We start from the raw sequence: 19,254 nt of genomic DNA on the forward strand, positions 1-19,254 counted from the left end.
ACGGATACCTAAATTATTCTGCCAGCGAGGACTTCAGTGGGAGCGGTCTCGGCTGTAGTGCCGGGCTCAAATCCACCACCCAGGGCTTGCATCAGTTGAATCGAAAGGTCGATCTGCTCGGCATTCAGGTCGGCCAGCTGGCGCTGGGCCTGAAGCAGTTGTTGCTCAATGCTGAGCACGTCCAGATAGTTGCCCACGCCCGAGCCGTAGCGTTGCAACACGGTATCGAACGAATCCTGGGCGATACGGGTGGCCTGCTGCTGAGCGCTGATCTGCTGCCCTACAGCGCCTAATTGCGCGAGGGTGTCGCTGACGTCGCCCAGGGCGCCCACCAGCGTCTTGTTGTACTGCGCCACCGCCAGGTCGTAATTGGCGTCTTCGGCATCCAGCCCTGCACGCAGGCGTCCGCCATCGAAAATCGGCAACGACACCGCCGGGGCAATATTGAGGAAACGGCTGGCGGAGCCGAATAGCGCATCCCCCAGCAGCGACTGGGTACCCGCCGCCGCGCTCAGATTGAGGTTGGGGTAGAAGCGGGTCTTGGCAGCGGCAATGTTCTTGCTCGCCGCCTCCACCCGCCAGCGCGCGGCCACCAGATCGGGACGCCGGCCCAGCAGTTCGGCTGGCAAGGTGCTCGGCAATGCCACGGCGCCTGGGGCGAGAATTTTCGGACGCGCGATATCAACCCCGCGATCCGGCCCCTTGCCCAGCAACACCGCCAACGCGATGCGCGCGCTGTTGAGTTGCTTTTGCGCATTGATCAACTGCTCGCGGGAGCTGGCCTCAAGGCTTTCGGTCTGCTGGTACTGATAGTGGCTGTCGATACCGGCTTGCAGGCGACGCTTGCTCAAGTCCAGCATTTTGCCGGTGCGTTCAAGGTCGTCCTTGGCCAGGTCGAGCACAATAAAGGCATGCCCCAGGCTGCTGTAGCCGCGGGCCACATCGGCGGCCAGGGTCAGGCTCGCAGCCTGGCTGTCGACTTCGGCCGCACGGGCCTGGCCCAATGCTGCTTCCCAGGCCGCACGCTGGCCGCCCCACAGGTCGAAGGTGTAATTAAAGGTCAGGCTGGCATTGCGCAACGTGTCATAGCGACCACCCTGCCCCGTCGGATCCTGGGAGCGCGACAGGCGCGAACGCGTGACATCGGCTTCAGCATTGAGGGTCGGCATGCGTGCGGCATCGGCCGCACCCGCGGCGGCAGTGGCCTGATGAGCACGAGCACTGGCAATTTGCATGTCCGGGCTGTCACGCAGCGCTTCTTCGATCAGGCCATCCAGTTGCCCGTCGCCCAGGCGTTTCCACCAGTTTTTTTGCGGCCAGGCCGCAGGGCTGATCGTAACGCCCTCCAGGGTCCTGGCAGCCTTGAGGTTCTTCGCGTCCTGGCTCACGCCCACGGTAGACAACCCGCTGTAGTTTGCACAACCGGCCAGCACCATCGACGTAAATACCAGGCTCAAGCCTGTACGCAGCGTTTTGTTGCTCATTTTTCACCTAAGCGCATGACCGTGATTGGATCACCGGCGGCCAGCAGTATTTTCTTGAGGATCTGTTCCAGGCTTTGCAGTTCTTGCGGGCTGATGGCACCTGCCAGCTGGTTCATGGCGTCGGCACCCACCTTGGGCAACAAATCGGCCAGCGCCTGGCCGTCGTCGGTGAGCACCAACCGCACCTGACGCCGATCGGCTTCGGAGCGCTGGCGCATCAACAGGTTTTTCTGCTCAAGACGATCGAGCATGCGGGTCATCGAGCCGCTGTCCAGGCACAGGTGGCGGCACAGCTCGGCCGGGGTGTCGACGTCGAACTGGGCCATGATGATCAGCACCTTGAACTGCGCCGCCGTGATGCCGTATGGCTCCATATGGCGGTCGATGATCTTGTCCTTGAGCATGGCCGTGCGCCCAAGGAGCAAACCCAGGGTGCAATTTTGAAAGTTATCGGGGTGAAAGTGTTTCATCAGGGCACCAGGAAGCTGCCTAGGCAGTAATGTTACGAAATATTACTGTCTAGGCAGCTAATGTCAAGCCGATTATTAGGTGGCTATCTATCTGGTTGTTAAACGGGCACTCAAACCGGCGCCCACGAGAGCAACTATCTTGATGATGGCGGGATTGTTGTGGGAGCGGGCTTGCTCGCGATGGCATCGCCCCGGCTTGCCTGACAGACCGCAGCGCCTGCATCGCGAGCAAGCCCGCTCCCACAGTAGATCTATAGAAGACTCAAGAAACGGCTGGCACACCACTATGAAAGCGGAACTCGACATCCGGCGACTCAATCAACTCCTGCTCCGCCGCCCTCACCCGCTCGATCACCTGGGCAATATCCTTGGCATCGCCATATTGATAGGCCAGTTTCAGATAACCCTGGAAATGCCGCGCCTCGCTCTTGAGCAAGCCGAAGTAGAACTTGCCGAGTTCTTCGTCCAGATGGGGCACCAGCGCTTCGAAACGCTCGCAACTGCGGGCTTCGATAAACGCCCCTACCACCAGCGTGTCCACCAGCTTGACCGGCTCATGGTTACGCACCACCTTGCGCAGCGCCGAGGCATAGCGCCCGGCTGACAGCTGGCGCAGTTCGATCTTGCGCTTTTTCATCAGGCGCATGACTTGCTCGTGGTGCACCAGTTCTTCACGGGCCAGGCGCGACATCATATTGATCAGGTCAACATGGGAATGGTACTTGGCGATCAGGCTCAGCGCCGTGCTGGCAGCCTTGAACTCACAGTTTTTGTGATCGATCAGCAAGGTTTCCTGATCGGCCAGCGCTGCCGCGATCCAGCCGTCAGGCGTGCGACAGCCCAGGAACTCATGAATTTCAGGAAGAATCACACGCACACTCCCGACATAGGGGAGTTGCCCGGCAGACCGGAAGAGTTTTGAACGATTGCTGACATGAGGCTCACAAAGACTGAATTGAGGCGAGCCGGGGATTATACGGGCCCCGGCGCGCAGCACCAACGGCACAACTTGATATGCATCAACGCAGGCTCAACTGCCGAGCAACTATAGTGAGTGCACGCCGCTTCTATTTCTTGTGGAGTCACCGGTCATGCACAGCATTAACAGCCTGTTGGTCGTCATCGAGCCTCATCTGATGGAAAGCCTCGCACTCAAGCGGGCCAAGCACATTGCCAGCCACACCAAGGCGCACCTGCACCTTTTGATCTGCGATAAAAAAAATGACCACTCAGCCCTGCTGAGCGTGCTTGAAAGCAGCCTCAAAAGTGAAGCCTACAACGTGACCAGCGAGCAGGCCTGGCATGAAAGCCAGCACGCCACCATTATCAAGGTGCAACAAGCCCATAATTGCGGCCTGGTGATCAAGCAGCATGTGCCCGACAACCCGCTGAAAAAGGTCCTGCTGACCCCTGAAGACTGGAAGCTGCTGCGCTACTGCCCAAGCCCGGTGTTGCTGGCCAAGACCAGCCGCTCATGGGAGCACGGTGTAGTGCTGGCAGCCGTCGACGTGGGCAATAACGACCCCGAGCATATGGCCCTGCATTCAAGCATTGTCGACCACGGTTTTCGCGTCGCCAGCCTGGCGCACGCCCAGCTGCATGTGGTCAGCGCCCACCCGGCACCGATGCTGGCGACGGTTGATGCGGTCTACCCGCTGGATACCGAGCTGGAGCAGATCTACCGCGCTGAATGCAAAGTCTTCCAGCAACAATGCGAAATAGACGACGATCGCCTGCATATCGAAGAAGGCCCGGCCGACGTGATCATCCCGCGGGTGGCCAAAAGCCTGGACGCCGTGGTCACCGTGATGGGCACCGTCGCCCGCACCGGTTTTTCCGGGGCGTTGATCGGCAATACCGCTGAAGTGGTGATCGACAAGCTGGAAAGCGACATTCTGGTGCTCAAGCCCGATGAAATCGTCGAGCACCTGGAGCAACTGGCAAGCAAGCTCTGAGCGCTTACTCGCCAAACGCGTCCTTCAGAAAGCCCGGGGCGATATAGCGCTGATAATGCGCTTCGGACAGGAGGAAAAATTCCCGATCAATGGCATCGCGCAAATCGGTCAACGGCCAGCCGCGAAACTCCGGCAACAGCACCATGCCGTACAGCTCCAGCTGATTGATCACCCGCGCCCCGCGGGCAATCAGCTGGTAGGCCCAGCAATACTCGGACTGGGCAGGCACAAAGCGGATCTTGCGCGCCACCAGCTGGTCACGCAGCGTGGCCCGGTCGAACACCTCGACCTTGCCGGCCATCACCTGCACCAACAGCTGCTCAAGCCTGCGCCACACGGCTCGCTTTTCTTCCTCGTTGTAACCGTTCCAGTTGATCACTTCATGATGGAAACGCTTGCAACCACGGCACACAAGGTCACCGTACACCGTTGAACAAAGGCCTATGCAGGGGGTCTTGATGGTTTGATTGGACATGGCGAAATAGAGCACTGCAGAACGAAACAGGTGGCCATGTTAGCCCTTTGTCTAACGCAGATCACCCCTCAACCTTCAGGGCCTAACTTACCTTTAACAAGTTTTTACCGTAGAATCGGCCTGCCTTTTAAGGCGCCAATGTCCGTTAGAAGCTGTTTTCAAAGCGTCACGAGCACAGTTGATCCCGAAGAACGGTGTTGGTGAGGGGTGTTTGCACTGCAGATACCCGCACCAGCATTCATCATCTCCCCCGTTCGGAAGGCGTAAAACTTTGAAAACAGCTTCTGTTGGGAATCCTTGCAATTCTGGCTAAGCGGCTCAAAAAGCCCCGCAGCGCATGAGTGCTCGGCATTCCTGGATGAGCGTCCCGGACACCCATTTGGGACCAATGATGAGGGTAATAACTGTGCTTGAAGCCTACCGCAAACATATCGAAGAGCGCGCAGCACTGGGTATCGTTCCCCAGCCGCTTAACGCCGAACAAACTGCAGGCCTGGTTGAGCTGCTGAAAAACCCGCCTGCCGGCGAAGAAGAATTCCTCGTTGACCTGATCACCAACCGCATTCCGCCGGGTGTTGACGAAGCTGCCTACGTGAAAGCTGGCTTCCTGGCCGCGATCGCCAAAGGCGAAGCCTCCTCCCCGCTGATCAGCAAAAAACGCGCTGTTGAACTGCTTGGCACCATGCAGGGCGGCTACAACATCGTAACCCTGGTTGACCTGCTGGACGACGCAGAGCTGGCACCGGTTGCCGCCGAGCAACTCAAGCACACCCTGCTGATGTTTGACGCCTTCCACGACGTCGCTGAAAAAGCCAAAAACGGCAATGCCCACGCCAAAGCCGTGGTGCAGTCCTGGGCTGACGGCGAGTGGTTCAAGAACCGCCCTACCCTGGCTGACAAAATCAGCCTGCGCGTGTTCAAGGTAACCGGCGAAACCAACACCGACGACCTGTCGCCGGCACCGGACGCCTGGTCGCGCCCTGACATCCCGCTGCACGCCCTGGCCATGCTGAAAATGGCTCGTGACGGTATCGTGCCGGACGTTCAAGGCTCCATCGGCCCGATGAAGCAAATCGAAGAAATGCGCGGCCAGGGCTTCCCTATCGCCTACGTCGGTGACGTTGTCGGTACCGGTTCGTCGCGTAAATCGGCTACCAACTCCGTACTGTGGTTCTTCGGCGACGACGTGCCTTATGTACCGAACAAGCGTGCTGGCGGCTTCTGCTTCGGCAGCAAGATCGCTCCGATCTTCTACAACACGATGGAAGATGCTGGCGCACTGCCAATCGAATTTGATGTTTCCAACATCAACATGGGCGACGTGATCGACCTGTACCCGCACGCCGGCAAAGTCTGCAAGCACGGTACCGACGAAGTCATCACCACCTTCGAACTGAAAACTCCAGTTCTGTTGGACGAAGTTCGCGCTGGCGGCCGTATCCCGCTGATCATCGGCCGTGGCCTGACCGAGAAGGCTCGCGCTGAGCTGGGCCTGGGCCCTACCGATCTGTTCAAGAAGCCTGAAGCACCGGTTGAAAGCACCAAGGGTTTCACCCTGGCGCAGAAAATGGTCGGCAAGGCGTGCGGCGTGACCGGCGTTCGCCCGGGCACTTACTGCGAACCGAAGATGACCACCGTAGGTTCCCAGGACACCACCGGTCCAATGACCCGTGACGAACTGAAAGACCTGGCGTGCCTGGGCTTCTCCGCTGATCTGGTAATGCAGTCGTTCTGCCACACCGCGGCCTATCCAAAGCCGATCGACGTGACCACCCACCACACCCTGCCTGACTTCATCATGACCCGTGGCGGTGTTTCCCTGCGTCCGGGCGACGGCATCATCCACAGCTGGCTGAACCGCATGCTGCTGCCGGACACCGTTGGTACCGGTGGTGACTCCCACACCCGTTTCCCGATGGGCATTTCGTTCCCGGCCGGTTCGGGCCTGGTGGCGTTCGCCGCAGCCACCGGCGTAATGCCACTGGACATGCCGGAATCGGTTCTGGTTCGCTTCAAGGGCGAAATGCAACCGGGCATCACCCTGCGTGACCTGGTTCACGCCATTCCTTACGTCGCAATCCAGCAGGGTCTGCTGACGGTAGAGAAAAAAGGCAAGATCAACGAATTCTCGGGTCGCATCCTGGAAATCGAAGGTCTGGACAACCTGAGCATCGAGCAAGCCTTCGAACTGTCCGACGCTTCGGCAGAACGTTCGGCAGCCGGTTGCACCATCAAGCTGTCCAAAGAATCGATCACCGAATACCTGAACTCCAACATCACCCTGCTGCGCTGGATGATCGGTGAAGGTTACGGCGACGCACGTACCCTTGAGCGTCGCGCTCAAGCGATGGAAGCCTGGGTAGCCAACCCTGAGCTGATGGAAGCCGATGCTGACGCCGAATACGCGCACATCATCGAAATCGATCTGGCTGACATCAAGGAGCCTGTGCTCTGCGCGCCAAACGACCCGGATGACGCCCGTCTGCTGTCCAGCGTTGCTGGCGAGAAAATCGACGAAGTGTTTATCGGTTCGTGCATGACCAACATCGGCCACTTCCGCGCTGCGGGCAAGTTGCTGGACAAGGTCAAAGGCCAGCTGCCAACCCGTCTGTGGCTGTCGCCGCCGACCAAGATGGACGCTCACCAACTGACCGAAGAAGGCTACTACGGCATCTACGGCAAGGCTGGCGCGCGCATGGAAATGCCGGGCTGCTCGCTGTGCATGGGTAACCAGGCACGGGTAGAGCCGAACTCGACTGTTGTGTCGACTTCGACCCGTAACTTCCCGAACCGTCTGGGTGACGGCGCGAACGTTTACCTGGCTTCGGCCGAGTTGGCGTCGGTTGCCTCGATCCTGGGTCGCCTGCCTTCCGTTGAGGAATACATGGCCTACGCGGCAGAGATCAACACTATGGCTGCGGACGTGTACCGCTACCTGAGCTTTGATCAGATCGCCGAATTCCGTGAAGCGGCTGCAAATGCCAATATCCCGGTTATTCAAGCGTAAGTTGATGCAGTAACGAAAAAGCCCCGGCTCGTCATGAGCCGGGGCTTTTTCATGTCTGGCGCTTGGTGATCTACAGCAGCGGTGACACGACTTGCTGCTCTCGCGGCCAGGCATCGAGCACGGCTTTGAACAAGGTCGCCAGCGGGATCGCAAAAAACACCCCCCAGAAACCCCACAACCCGCCGAACAACAGTACCGCGCAAATAATGGCCACCGGGTGCAGGCTCACCGCCTCGGAGAACAGCAACGGCACCAGCACATTGCCATCCAGGGTCTGGATGATCCCGTAGACCGCCATCAGGTAGATAAACTGATCACTCCAGCCCCACTGGAACAGCGCAATCAGCAGCACCGGCACGGTCACCACCACGGCCCCGACATAGGGCACCACCACCGAAACCCCCACCAACAGTGCCAGCAAAGCCGCGTAATTGAGGCCCATCGTGACAAAGGCGATATAGGTCACGCCGCCGCAAATGATGATCTCGATGACCTTGCCGCGAATATAATTGGCAATCTGGCGGTTCATTTCTTCGGCCACGCGGGTAATCAAAGCCCGTTCGCGTGGCAGATAACCGCGCACCCAACGGCCGATCAGTGCGCGGTCCTTGAGAAAGAAAAACACCAGGATCGGTACCAGCACCAGATAAATCATGATGTTGACCAGCAGCGGCAAACTGGACAGCGAAAAGGTCAGGGCCAGTTGCCCGAACTTGCCGATTTCACCCCGTGCAACTTCAATGGCCTGCAGTACCTGCTCATCCGACACCAGATGCGGGTAGCGCTCAGGCAACAACAGCAATAACGATTGCCACTTGGCCAGCATGCCCGGCAACTCGTTGAACAGCGTGATCAGCTGATGCCAGAGCAAAGGCACCACCACCACCAGGAACACCAGCAACAAGCCCATAAACAGCGCAAATACCAGCCCGACCGCCGCTGCGCCGGGCACCCGCATGCGCTCCAGCGCAACCACCAGGCCTTGCATCAGATACGCCAGCACCATGCCCGCGAGCACGGGTGCGAGCATGCCACCCAATGTCAGAACGGCAGTAAACGCCAGCACCAGCAATACCGCGAGCACCACCGCTTCTTCATCAGAGAAATAGCGCTGCACCCAACCTCGTAAAACCTTGAACATCGATATTCCTTAGAAGAAAGGCCTGGGCTCAGGCCTTGCGTAACCAGTAGCGATAGGTGCCAGCGTCTTCTTCTTCACGCAGCAGCTCATGGCCTGCCAGGCGGGCGAAGGTACGAAAATCACGTTGTGAGCCCGCGTCCGTGGCGATCACCTTGAGGGTCTGGCCACTGCCCATCTTGTTCAGCGCCATCTTGGCCTTGAGCAGTGGCAACGGGCAATTCAGACCCGCAGCATCCAGTTCGGCATCATGGGCCAACACATCAGTCATTGCGTACGTCTCCACAGAGGGCATTTTTTATGCCGGTTAGAATACCCCAAGCAACCCCGCCACTGGTCGCCAGCCGAGTGTCCAGCTACAGTAAGCGCTTTACCGACCAGAGCTTTGTGCATGACTTTTCTGCGCCCTACCCTGTTGACGCTCGCTTGCCTGCTCGCATCACCGAGTTTCGCCGACGATTTACCGTCTCTGGGTGACGCCAGTTCGTCCATTGTCTCGCCGCAACAAGAGTACCAACTGGGCCGCGCCTGGCTGGCCATGTTGCGTAGCCAGGTGTCACAGCTCAACGATCCGCAGCTCAAGGACTATGTCGAGACCAGCGTCTACAAACTGGTCGAAACCAGCCAGGTGCAGGACCGGCGCCTCGAATTCATCCTGATCAACAGCCCGCAGCTCAACGCCTTCGCCGCCCCCGGCGGGATCATCGGGGTTAACGGTGGCCTGTTCCTCAACGCCCAGACCGAAGGCGAATATGCCTCGGTCATGGCCCACGAACTGGCCCACTTGTCCCAGCGCCACTTTGCCCGCGGCGTGGAGGCCCAGCAGCGCATGCAGTTGCCAATGATGGCTGCGCTGCTCGCCGGGATCATCGTGGCGGCCTCTGGCGCAGGCGACGCCGGCATTGCCGCCATCGCCGGCACCCAGGCTGCGGCGCTACAGGAACAACGGCGCTTCTCGCGCCAGAACGAGCAGGAAGCTGACCGCATCGGCATTCTCAATCTGGAAAAGGCCGGCTACGACCCACGCTCCATGCCCACCATGTTTGAGCGTCTGATGCGCCAATACCGCTTTGATGGCCGGCCGCCGGAATTCCTGCTGACTCACCCGGTCACCGAATCCCGTATCGCCGACACCCGCAACCGCGCCGAGCAGGCCCGGCCAGGCGGCACCGAAGACAGCCTGCGCTATCAGTTGATCCGCGCCCGGGTGCAGCTCAACTATGAAGAAACCCCCGGGCTGGCCGCCAAGCGTTTTCGCCAGCAACTGGATGAAAACCCGAAGAACGACGTCGCCCGTTATGGCCTGGCGATTGCCTACATCAAAGGCAGCCAGTTCAACGAAGCCCGCGAGACCCTCAAGCCGCTGCTGGAAAAATCGCCCAACGACATCACCTACAACCTGGCGCAAATCGAGTTGGACATGGACAGCAACCGCCTGGCCGAAGCCCAGCAGCGCATCGACCGGATGCGTACCTTGTACCCGGGCAACTACCCGCTCAACCAGGCCCGGGTGGACTTGCTGCTCAAGCAGAACAAACCCAAGGAAGCCGACCAGGCCCTTGAAGCGCTGCTCAAGAGCCGCCCGGACGACCCGGATGTCTGGTACTCGGTGGCCGAGACCCGCGGTTTGTCAGGCAATATCATCGGCCTGCACCAGGCCCGTGCGGAATACTTCGCGTTGGTGGGGGATTATCGCCAGGCCATCCAGCAACTGGACTTTGCCCAGAAGCTGACCAACAACTTCCAGCTGTCGGCACGCCTGGATGCGCGCAAGCGGGAGCTGATGGATCAGGAGCGGGCGCTCAAGGAAATGATGAACTGAGCCTGACTGACTCAGTTCCTGTGGGAGCGGGCTTGCTCGCGATTCAGGCAACTCGGTATGTCAGTTTGACCTGGTTGACCCCATCGCGAGCAAGCCCGCTCCCACAGAGAACAGTGCGGGTTAATCAGGCATTGCCCGCCAGTTTCAACCGCGCCGCCTGGGTAAAATCGAGCATGCGCTTGAGCGGGCGAATGGCATGGGGCACCAGCGCCGGGTCAACGAAAATCTCGTTCGTACCCTGCTGCAAGCATTCCAGCGTGCGCTCCAGGGTATTCATCGCCATCCACGGGCAGTGCGCGCAACTGCGGCACGCCGCACCGTTACCCGCAGTCGGGGCCTCGATAAATACCTTGTCCGGGCACAGCTGCTGCATCTTGTAGAAAATGCCGCGATCGGTCGCCACAATAAAGGTCTTGTTAGGCAGGTTCTGCGCCGCAGCAATCAACTGGCTGGTAGAGCCCACTGCATCGGCCAGATCAATCACCGACTCCGGCGACTCCGGGTGCACCAGGATCGCAGCCTCCGGATACAGCGCCTTCATGTCTTCCAGCTGCTTGGACTTGAACTCTTCGTGAACGATGCAGGCACCGTCCCACAGCAGCATGTCGGCACCGGTCTGGCGCTGGATATAACGACCCAGATGCTTGTCTGGCCCCCAGATAATGGTTTCGCCGTTATCCATCAGGCTTTCGACGATCTCCAGTGCGCAGCTTGACGTCACCACCCAGTCTGCCCGGGCCTTGACCGCCGCCGAGGTGTTGGCATACACCACCACCGTGCGCTCGGGATGCTTGTCGCAAAACGCCGAGAACTCCTCCACCGGGCACCCCAGATCAAGGGAACAGGTGGCCTCCAGCGTCGGCATCAGCACGCGTTTTTCCGGGGTGAGGATTTTTGCGGTTTCGCCCATAAAGCGCACACCGGCCACCAGGATGGTCTTGGCCGGGTGGGCCGCACCAAAGCGGGCCATCTCCAGGGAATCGGACACACAGCCGCCGGTTTCTTCGGCCAGGGCCTGAATCACCGGATCACAATAAAAGTGCGCCACCAGCACTGCGTCGCGGGCTTTGAGCTCGGCGGCGATCTGCGCCCGCAGGCTGAGGGCTTGAGCCTCAGTCAACGGCTTGGGCTGCTTGGCATCAAGGTGGGCTTGAACCAGAAGTCGTTCAGAAATTTGCGTCATGTTCGCAAGACCTGCAAGCGCTGTTGCGCGAAAGTCGAGTGTACCACCAGCTCCGGGCCGTCAAGCCCCGCTGGGAGAATGTATGTATCAGGCACGGACAAGCACTGAAGCGCGACAAGGCTACAGAATATCCTTGGGATTCAAAAGTTTAATGTTGCGATGGCGACGGCTAGAGCAGAACCGATGCTGGCCGGGGTGGCCAGCATCGAGGGGATTAACTGAATTTACCCGATAGCCTTCAACACCAGCTCCGCCACCGGGCCACCGGATGCCGGGTTTTGCCCGGTAATCAGGCGCCCGTCGGCAATGGCAAAGGGTGCCCAGGGTGCATCGGCCTTTTGATAGATCGCACCGCGCTTGACCAGCTCGGTTTCGGTCAAATACGGCACATGCTTGGTCAGGCCGGCCAGTTCTTCCTCTTCATTGGAGAAGCCGGTGACTTTCTTGCCCTTGATCAGCAGTTCGCCATCGCTCAGTTTGATATTGAGCAACCCCACTGCGCCATGACACACCGATGACACCACCCCGCCCTGTTCATAAATACGCCGGCTCAGGGCCTGCAACTGGGTGTTGTCCGGGAAATCCCAGATCACCCCGTGGCCGCCCGCGTAATAAATGGCGATGTAGTCATCGGGGTTGACCTGGTCGGGCTTGAGCGTCGCACCCAGCCGGTTCATGAAGGCCTTGTCGTGATACCACTGCCAGTCAATCGGCGACGCCATGTCGGCGGCCAGGCTGTGGGGGTCGATCGGCGTGTAGCCACCCTGGGGGCTGACATAGTCGACCTTGAAACCTGCCGCCTGCACCTTGTGTACAAAATGCACGGCTTCGCCCAGCCATAGCCCGGTGGGGCGATCCAGATCGGGGTATTTCTCGACGCTGGTCAGCACCACCAAAATCTTCTTGCTCATGATCAACCTCCTGTTTGTGCGAACACCGGTAAACCGGTGGGAACAAGAGCATAGACCACGCCAGCGCGCATTCGTCCTGTGGGAACAGGCTTGCTCGCGATGCTATTAATTAATGTGCACTGCCTGATTGACCGCAGCGCCTGCATCGCAGGCAAGCCAGCCCCCACATGACCAGGTCTCTTAGCCTGCCCAGACCGCCGCCGGCACATACACCACCCCGTCAAACAACAACCGCGCCGTGCGCATCAGCCCGCACCCTGCCAACTGGCCGTGGTGCAAGCGCAGCTCCACCGTGAACTCTCCTGTGGGGTGTTCTACCGAAAGTTGCTGCACATCCCCCATGCCAACCCGGGCCAGCCCTGCCGCCACACTCCCCTCGATCAAACACGCGGCAGCCACACTGACCGCCCCGAACACGCCAATACTGGTATGGCAACGATGCGGAATAAACGTACGGGTACACAACGCCCCGCCCGCCTGCGCCGGGGCTACCAGGCACATCTTCGGTACATTGCGCTGGCGTACGTCGCCCAGATTCATGCGCAGCCCGGCCTGCAAACGGATCGACTCCAGCCGTGCCTTGAGCGCACTGTCCGCCTCCAGCTGCGCCGGGCTTTCATAGCCACTGCAACCCAGGTCCCGGGCCCGCAGCAGCACAACCGGCATGCCATTGTCGATGCAGGTCACTTCAATTGCGTCCAGCACATCCACAGCGTTACCGGTCGGCAACAGTGCGCCGCAACTGGCTCCGGCGATGTCCTCGAACTCAACGATCAGGGGCGCAGCCAAGCCCGGCACGCCATCAATTCGCGCTTCACCGCTGTAGCGCACATGGCCGGCAGGTGTCGGCACATGAGCGATCGCGACCTGCCCGGTGTTCTGCATAAAAATCCGCACCGGGGTCACATCCCCCGCCACCGGCACCAGCCCCCGTTCAATGGCGAACGGCCCGACCCCGGCGAGGATATTGCCGCAGTTCTGGCCGTAATCGACCCGCGGCTCGTCCACCAGCACTTGCGCAAACAGGTAGTCCACATCGGCGTCCGCGCGGGCAGACGGCTGGATGATCGCTACTTTACTGGTCAGCGAGTCGGCACCACCGATGCCGTCAATCTGACGGCTGTCCGGCGAGCCCATCACCGCCAGCAGCACGCGATCACGCAGCAGCGGCTCTGCGGGCAAGTCGCGGGCCAGAAAGTACCCGCCCTTTGACGTGCCGCCGCGCATCAACAGGCAAGGAATACGGGTCTGGGTCATGCTCAGCCCTCAAGCTCTTCGATGCTGTCGACATAACGCAAACCTTTCTCGGCCAGCCGCCCGCGCATGTTGTAGATATCCAGCCCCAGCTCGCCCTTGGCCAGGCGCAACGCCTTGTGGTCCTCCAGATCAGCCCGTTCACGGCTGGCCTCGACCACCTTCGCCACCTCGATGCGGCGCACAATCACTACCCCGTCGTCGTCGGCTACCACCACATCACCGGGGTTGACCAGCTGACCGGCGCAGATGATCGGCAGGTTCACCGAGCCCAATGTTTCCTTGATCGTGCCCTGGGCGCTGATGGCCCGTGACCACACCGGGAAGCCCATGCCGCGCAAAGTATGGGTGTCACGCACCCCCGCATCGATAACCAGTGCGCGTACACCACGGGCCTTGAGCGAGGTGGCCAGCAAGTCGCCAAAATAACCGTCGGTGCAAGGCGAAGTCGGCGCCACCACCAGAATGTCCCCGGGTTGGCACTGCTCCACGGCAACATGGAACATCCAGTTATCCCCCGGCGCTACCAGCACTGTCACTGCCGTGCCGCTGATCACCGTACCGCGCTGGATCGGCGTAATACGGGGTGCCAGCAGGCCCTTACGGCCCTGGGCTTCGTGGATCGTGGCCACCCCGTAGCGGCCCAGTTCATTGACCAGCGCCGCGTCGGCCCGGGGAATGCTGCGTACCACCAGGCCGGTTTTACCGATTAGCGCGCTCATGCCAGATTCTCCGTCACACGGGGGAAAATGCTCTGGTAACCCTCGGCATATTCGATAGTGCGACCCGAGGCGATGCCCACGTTGCGCTTGGCCTGCACGCCGCGCTGCAAAGCGACACGGGTGTAGTACTCCCACAGATGTTCCTGGCCGGCCATGCATTGAATGGCCGCGTACTTTTTGTCCCACACTTCGGTGATGTCCAGCAGCACATCCGGCCGCCATTCACACTGCTCCGGCTGATGGGGCTCGAAGCTGTACACCGGCGGCGCGCCGACAATCTTCTCGCCCGGCCGGTAACCTTCGGCCTGGGCGATGATGCGCGCCTCCTGGGTCAGGTTCATGGCCAGCGGGTGATCGTAGTTGTACGGGTCCTTGAGCGAATGGCTGAGTACAAACTCCGGCTGTACGCGGCGAAACACATCCGCCAGGCGAAACAGCGTGTCCTTGTCGGCGCGCATCGGGTAGTCGCCGATATCGAAGAACTCGACACTGGCCCCCAGGATATCCGCCGCCTGCTGCGCTTCCTCGCGCCGCGCCTGCTTGACCCGCTGTTCGCTCATCTCGCCCTTGCGCCACAGCTTGGCGGATTCGCCGCGTTCGCCGAATGACAGGCAGACGATATGTACCGCGTAGCCCTGTTGCGCATGCAGGGCGATGGCACCGCCGGCACGCCAGACAAAATCGGCCGAATGGGCACTGACGACCAGTGCGGTTTTGGGTGATGCATTCATGTGCGGGCTCCTTCAACAGTTGGCCAAAGGATCGCACCCGCGCCCCGCACCGGAGTAATGCGTAAGCCTGCTGCGGGTATGCGTTTTATTTATTGCCAGGCCGACTCTGGCGCTGGCATAGTCCGACCGCAATGCCCAACGGTCGAGCCTGCTGCCATGCAATCGAATGAGCTTCCCAGCCTGATGCACGTGCGCGCCTTTGTTCGGGTGGCCGACTACGGCAGTGTGTCCAAAGCCTCTGAAGCCCTGTTTCGGGCGCAGTCGGTAGTGACCCGCTCGATTTCCGAACTGGAGGCTCGCCTCGGCGTGCTGTTGTTTGAGCGCCACGCCAACGGCATGCGCCTGACCGATTACGGCACCCGCCTGCTGCCCCGCGCCCGCCGCGTGCTGGCCGAACTGGACAGCGTCCCGCATCTGCTTAACGGTACTGACAAAGCCCGGACCGAGCCGCTGTACCTGTTCCAGGCCCGGCGCCTGCAAGTGTTCGTCAAATTGTGCGAAACCCACCATATGCAAACCGTGGCCAGCTTGCTCAGGCTGAGCCAGCCCGCCATCAGTTCGACCCTCAAGGTGCTCGAAAGCGGTTGCGGCCACACCCTGTTCGAGCGTACGCCACGGGGCCTGTTGCCGACACGCGCCAGCCTCGACATCCTGTTCCCGGTGCGCCGCGCCCTCAATGAACTGCGCCATATCGACACCGATATCAGCGCCCTGCAGGGAACGCTGCAGGGCGTGGTCCAGGTCGGTGCCCTGCCCCTGGGCCGCACCCGCATCCTGCCCGAAGCCATCGTGCGCCTGATGGCCGAACACCCGGGCATCCAGGTGATTACCAACGAAAGCCCGTTCGACCTGCTGGCTACCGAATTGCGCGCGGGGGATGTGGATTTTATATTCGGCGCCTTGCGCTCGACGGCATACGCCAGCGACCTGTCGGGCGAAGCCTTGCTGACCGAGGAGATGGTGGTACTGGCGCGGCGCGGTCATCCGCTGTATTCGAAAAGCAGCGTGCAGGCCGAACTGGCTGATGCGCAATGGGTGCTGCCACGGGCCGGTTCGCCGGCGCGGCACATGCTCGACGACTGTTTTACTGCATTCGGCATTGCGCCGCCGCGCCCGGCGGTCGAGAGCGGCGACATGGCGATCATCCGCGGCCTGCTGCTGCGCTCGGACATGCTGGCGGCCGTGTCCGCCCACCAGCTGGAGCCCGAAATTGCCAGTGGCGAACTGTGCATCCTGCCGCTGGTACTGCGCCACACCACCCGCGCCATCGGCCTGACCTCACGCACCGCCAGCCTGCACTCACCGGTGGCAAAGGCGTTGATGGACGTGATCCGTCAGGTGATCCAGGAGCAGCCCCCTGAACCTTGAACCCGTAGCAGCTGCCGCAGGCTGCGTCCGGCGGCGCAGCCGTCGTAAAACCTGAAATCGCGGTCTTTCAATTAAATCGCGGGTTCATATTTTGCGATTGCTTCGCAATCGAACGCAGCCTCGTTCCTTCGGCAGCTGCTACGGGATCAAGCCCTCAGAGAATATTCAGCGGATAGCTGACGATCAGGCGGTTTTCGTCAAACTCGTTGGTGCTGTAGTCGCGGCGCATCGTGGAGTTGCGAAGCCGCAGGTTGAGGTCCTTGAACGTGCCGCTCTGCAGGGTGTAAGCCAGCTCGGTTTCCCGGCCCCATTCCTTGCCGTCGGTGACAGTGCCGGTGTGCACGTTACTGCCGCTGAGATAGCGGTTCATCAACGTCAGGCCCGGCACGCCAAGCGCCGCAAAGTTGTAGTCGTGGCGCACCTGCCAGGACTTCTCCCGGGCGCTGTCGTAGCTGGAGTTGTAGGTGTCATTGGCCAGGGTGCCGCCACTGGTGCCATTGACCCGCATCCAGCCATCATCGCCGCTGACCTTTTGCAGGCCCACATAGAACGTGTTGCCGCCATAGCGGGCCGAAAGCAGCGCCGAGACCGTGCGGTTATCCAGGTCTCCAGCTTTGGCACTACCGTCTTCGGTGCCGCGGAAGTAACCCAGATTGGCCCCCAGCGTCCAGTCTCCCAGCGGCTGGCTGTGGGTCACTTGCAGGTATTGTTGCTGGTAAATGTCCTTGAGCTCGGCATTCCACAAGCCGACCATCGTGCGTTTTTCATTGAAGGTGTATTCACCGCCGACAAAGTTGAAGCGATCGGAGATGACCGTCGCTTTGCCCTGCATAAACATGTCGTCCATGCTCGAATCGTTGCGCGGGCTGTTTTTGCGGAACTGGCCGCCATACAGCGTCAGGCCATCAATGTCCTGCGAGGTCACCTGAGCGCCTTCAAAGGTTTGCGGCAACGAGCGGCCATCGTCGGAGCGCAGGATCGGCAGCACCGGCATCCATTCACCGACCTTGAGCACGGTCTTGCCGATCTTCATTTTTGCGGCCACCCCCAACCGCCCGAAATCATCGGCCGGGCGCCCGTCACTGCCCACCGGTAATAATTGGGTACCACCACTGCCCTTGCCGCCATCGAGCTTGATCGAATACAGGCCCAGGGCATCCACCCCGAAGCCGACAGTGCCCTGGGTAAAGCCCGATCTGGCGTCGAGGATAAAGTTCTGCGTCCACTCCTGGGCCAGCCCCTGGGCATTACCCGGGTTGGTGAAGTTTCGGTTGATAAAGAAGTTGCGCAGGTTCAGGTTGACGCTGGCATCGTCGACAAAGCCGGCCGCCTGGCCTGGTAAAGGCAACGCACAGGCAAGCGCCAACGCGCAGAAATTGCGTGAGTTGAGGGTGACAGTCATTGTTATTGTTTTCCGTTTGTTTTGGTTAAACGCCCCCTTTGCAGGGGGCAACACGATCAGCGCGCAGCTTTGCCCGCCACTGAATAGAGCACTTGCTGGTTGCGGGTCTGGATAAAATCTTCCAGGCTTTCGCCGCGCATGGCGGCATAGACCTGCAGGTTGGGGATGCCCAATACCGCCGCGAGTTTTTCCAGTACAAAGAAAATCACCCCGTAGTGGATCAACCCTCGCCAGTCCCGGCGGCGCAACAGGTCGCGTTCTTCTTCACTGAGCCCGGACTCGGCAAACAATGCCTCAGGCTCGGCCAGAAAGCGCTGGCGCCATTGGGGCTCGATCATGCGATGCAAAAACTTGTTCAGGCGATAACCCTTGGCACTGCGGGCCAGGGTGAAGGGGTAAGTGCCTGGCAGCTTGTCGATCCCCGCCAGCTGGTGCTGCATATGGGCCCGATGACGGGCATTGACCTCGGCCGGCACCGCGCGGTCCTGGTTCTCCAGCAACAGGGTGGCAATCCCGGTCATGGACGGCAGGTAGTAGTCCTGATGCAGGTTTTTCACCACAGCCGACAACGCACCGCGCATGATCAGCCAGGTGATCACCTCCGCCCCCTCGAGCCCGCCGAGGGTGGCGAATTCGGCCAGGGTCATTTCGGTCAGCCGTACCGGGTCGTTGACCAGCAAGTCGACAAACTGCGCGTCCCACTGCGGGTTGTTGAAGCCACAGCGCTCGCCATGCACCTGATGGGAGACCCCGCCGGTGGCGACGATGGCCACCTTCAAGTCCTCGGGGTAGCTTTCGATGGCGCGGCGCAGCGCCAGCCCCAGTTTGTAGCAACGCAGCGCACTGGGAATCGGGAACTGCAAGACCCCGACCTGCAACGGCACGATCTGCACCGGCCAGTCCGGCTCGCACGGCAGCAGTGCCGACATAGGCGAGAAAAACCCGTGATCCAGCGGCTTGTCGCGGAAAAAGCTCATGTCGAACTCATCGGCCATCAGGCTTTCGCCAATGTGCCGCGACAGCGCCGCGTGGCCGCCGATGCCGGGCAATGCACGCGGGTTGCCGCCTTCGTCGGCCACTTCGTAGCGCTCATCCACGCCCAGGGAAAACGCGCCATAGTGGTCAAAGAAAAACGAGGTCACATGATCGTTGAAAATGTAGAACAGCACGTCCGGCTGCTGCTCTTCCAGCCACACCTTGATCGGCTCGAAACCTTCAAAGATCGGCGCCCAGGCAGCCTCGCTCTGTTTGTCGTGATCGACCGCGAAGCCGATGGTCGGGGTGTGGGAGGCAGCGAGGCCACCGATGATACGAGCCATGAAGAGTTCCTTG

General features: G+C 60.5%; 17 protein-coding genes. 4 read left to right on the forward strand and 13 right to left on the reverse strand.

All coding sequences use genetic code 11. The features are described 5' to 3' along the window. Positions 1 to 8: 8 nt before the first annotated feature. The 3 genes from BFC21_RS10370 to BFC21_RS10380 form a co-directional block, all read right to left on the reverse strand. Positions 9 to 1,484, reverse strand: coding sequence for an efflux transporter outer membrane subunit (locus BFC21_RS10370; RefSeq protein WP_120266037.1), 1,476 nt, complete (start codon positions 1,482 to 1,484; stop codon positions 9 to 11). Further along, on the reverse strand, positions 1,481 to 1,954 hold the full coding sequence (locus BFC21_RS10375; protein ID WP_088377858.1) for a MarR family winged helix-turn-helix transcriptional regulator: 474 nt from the start codon (positions 1,952 to 1,954) through the stop codon (positions 1,481 to 1,483). The genes BFC21_RS10370 and BFC21_RS10375 overlap by 4 nt, the downstream gene beginning before the upstream one ends. Before the next feature lie 262 nt (positions 1,955 to 2,216). Beyond that, a complete protein-coding gene (locus BFC21_RS10380; RefSeq protein ID WP_086798135.1) occupies positions 2,217 to 2,825 on the reverse strand; it encodes a tRNA-(ms[2]io[6]A)-hydroxylase in 609 nt (202 codons plus the stop codon). Between the two features lie 220 nt (positions 2,826 to 3,045). Here BFC21_RS10380 and BFC21_RS10385 point away from each other — a divergent pair, with 220 nt between their 5' ends. Next, positions 3,046 to 3,909, forward strand: coding sequence for a universal stress protein (locus tag BFC21_RS10385; RefSeq protein ID WP_095004479.1), 864 nt, complete (start codon positions 3,046 to 3,048; stop codon positions 3,907 to 3,909). A gap of 4 nt (positions 3,910 to 3,913) precedes the next feature. Here BFC21_RS10385 and BFC21_RS10390 read toward each other — a convergent pair whose 3' ends face one another. Further along, positions 3,914 to 4,384 (reverse strand): DUF1289 domain-containing protein, encoded by a 471-nt coding sequence (locus BFC21_RS10390; protein WP_095001720.1) that lies wholly within the window; start codon positions 4,382 to 4,384, stop codon positions 3,914 to 3,916. 406 nt (positions 4,385 to 4,790) lie between these two features. Here BFC21_RS10390 and acnB point away from each other — a divergent pair, with 406 nt between their 5' ends. Beyond that, entirely contained in the window at positions 4,791 to 7,391 is a 2,601-nt protein-coding gene (acnB, locus tag BFC21_RS10395; RefSeq protein ID WP_083369583.1) for a bifunctional aconitate hydratase 2/2-methylisocitrate dehydratase, read from the forward strand. Between the two features lie 70 nt (positions 7,392 to 7,461). On the opposite strand, the gene BFC21_RS10400 is transcribed toward acnB, so the two are convergent. Further along, positions 7,462 to 8,532, reverse strand: a complete 1,071-nt coding sequence (locus tag BFC21_RS10400) for an AI-2E family transporter (protein WP_095004481.1) — start codon at positions 8,530 to 8,532, stop codon at positions 7,462 to 7,464. Positions 8,533 to 8,560: 28 nt separating this feature from the next. Then, on the reverse strand, positions 8,561 to 8,800 hold the full coding sequence (locus BFC21_RS10405) for a sulfurtransferase TusA family protein (RefSeq protein ID WP_016782295.1): 240 nt from the start codon (positions 8,798 to 8,800) through the stop codon (positions 8,561 to 8,563). A gap of 120 nt (positions 8,801 to 8,920) precedes the next feature. On the opposite strand from BFC21_RS10405, the gene BFC21_RS10410 reads away from it, so the two are divergent. After that, a complete protein-coding gene (locus tag BFC21_RS10410; RefSeq protein ID WP_095004482.1) occupies positions 8,921 to 10,351 on the forward strand; it encodes a M48 family metalloprotease in 1,431 nt (476 codons plus the stop codon). Between the two features lie 124 nt (positions 10,352 to 10,475). Here BFC21_RS10410 and nadA read toward each other — a convergent pair whose 3' ends face one another. The 5 genes from nadA to galB all read right to left on the reverse strand — a co-directional run bounded on the left by nadA (position 10,476) and on the right by galB (position 15,152). Then, a complete protein-coding gene (gene nadA, locus BFC21_RS10415; RefSeq protein ID WP_088377861.1) occupies positions 10,476 to 11,534 on the reverse strand; it encodes a quinolinate synthase NadA in 1,059 nt (352 codons plus the stop codon). A 224-nt stretch (positions 11,535 to 11,758) separates the two neighbouring features. After that, the gene (locus tag BFC21_RS10420) at positions 11,759 to 12,445 is read right to left on the reverse strand and encodes a type 1 glutamine amidotransferase domain-containing protein (RefSeq protein ID WP_095004484.1); all 687 of its coding nucleotides are present in this window, start codon (positions 12,443 to 12,445) and stop codon (positions 11,759 to 11,761) included. Between the two features lie 180 nt (positions 12,446 to 12,625). After that, the gene (locus BFC21_RS10425; RefSeq protein WP_120266038.1) at positions 12,626 to 13,702 is read right to left on the reverse strand and encodes a 4-oxalomesaconate tautomerase; all 1,077 of its coding nucleotides are present in this window, start codon (positions 13,700 to 13,702) and stop codon (positions 12,626 to 12,628) included. Between the two features lie 2 nt (positions 13,703 to 13,704). After that, positions 13,705 to 14,421, reverse strand: a complete 717-nt coding sequence (locus tag BFC21_RS10430) for a 4-carboxy-4-hydroxy-2-oxoadipate aldolase/oxaloacetate decarboxylase (RefSeq protein WP_120266039.1) — start codon at positions 14,419 to 14,421, stop codon at positions 13,705 to 13,707. Next, positions 14,418 to 15,152, reverse strand: a complete 735-nt coding sequence (gene galB, locus BFC21_RS10435) for a 4-oxalmesaconate hydratase (RefSeq protein ID WP_088377863.1) — start codon at positions 15,150 to 15,152, stop codon at positions 14,418 to 14,420. The genes BFC21_RS10430 and galB overlap by 4 nt, the downstream gene beginning before the upstream one ends. A gap of 156 nt (positions 15,153 to 15,308) precedes the next feature. Here galB and BFC21_RS10440 point away from each other — a divergent pair, with 156 nt between their 5' ends. Continuing rightward, positions 15,309 to 16,520: a LysR family transcriptional regulator gene (locus BFC21_RS10440; protein WP_120266040.1), complete on the forward strand. Its 1,212-nt coding sequence runs from the start codon at positions 15,309 to 15,311 to the stop codon at positions 16,518 to 16,520. 154 nt (positions 16,521 to 16,674) lie between these two features. On the opposite strand, the gene BFC21_RS10445 is transcribed toward BFC21_RS10440, so the two are convergent. Beyond that, entirely contained in the window at positions 16,675 to 17,922 is a 1,248-nt protein-coding gene (locus BFC21_RS10445; protein WP_088377864.1) for an OprD family porin, read from the reverse strand. A gap of 56 nt (positions 17,923 to 17,978) precedes the next feature. After that, entirely contained in the window at positions 17,979 to 19,241 is a 1,263-nt protein-coding gene (locus tag BFC21_RS10450) for a gallate dioxygenase (RefSeq protein ID WP_088377865.1), read from the reverse strand. Between the last annotated feature and the right edge of the window lie 13 nt (positions 19,242 to 19,254).

The organism is Pseudomonas sp. TMW 2.1634 (genome assembly GCF_001703595.1).
Taxonomy (GTDB): domain Bacteria; phylum Pseudomonadota; class Gammaproteobacteria; order Pseudomonadales; family Pseudomonadaceae; genus Aquipseudomonas; species Aquipseudomonas fragi.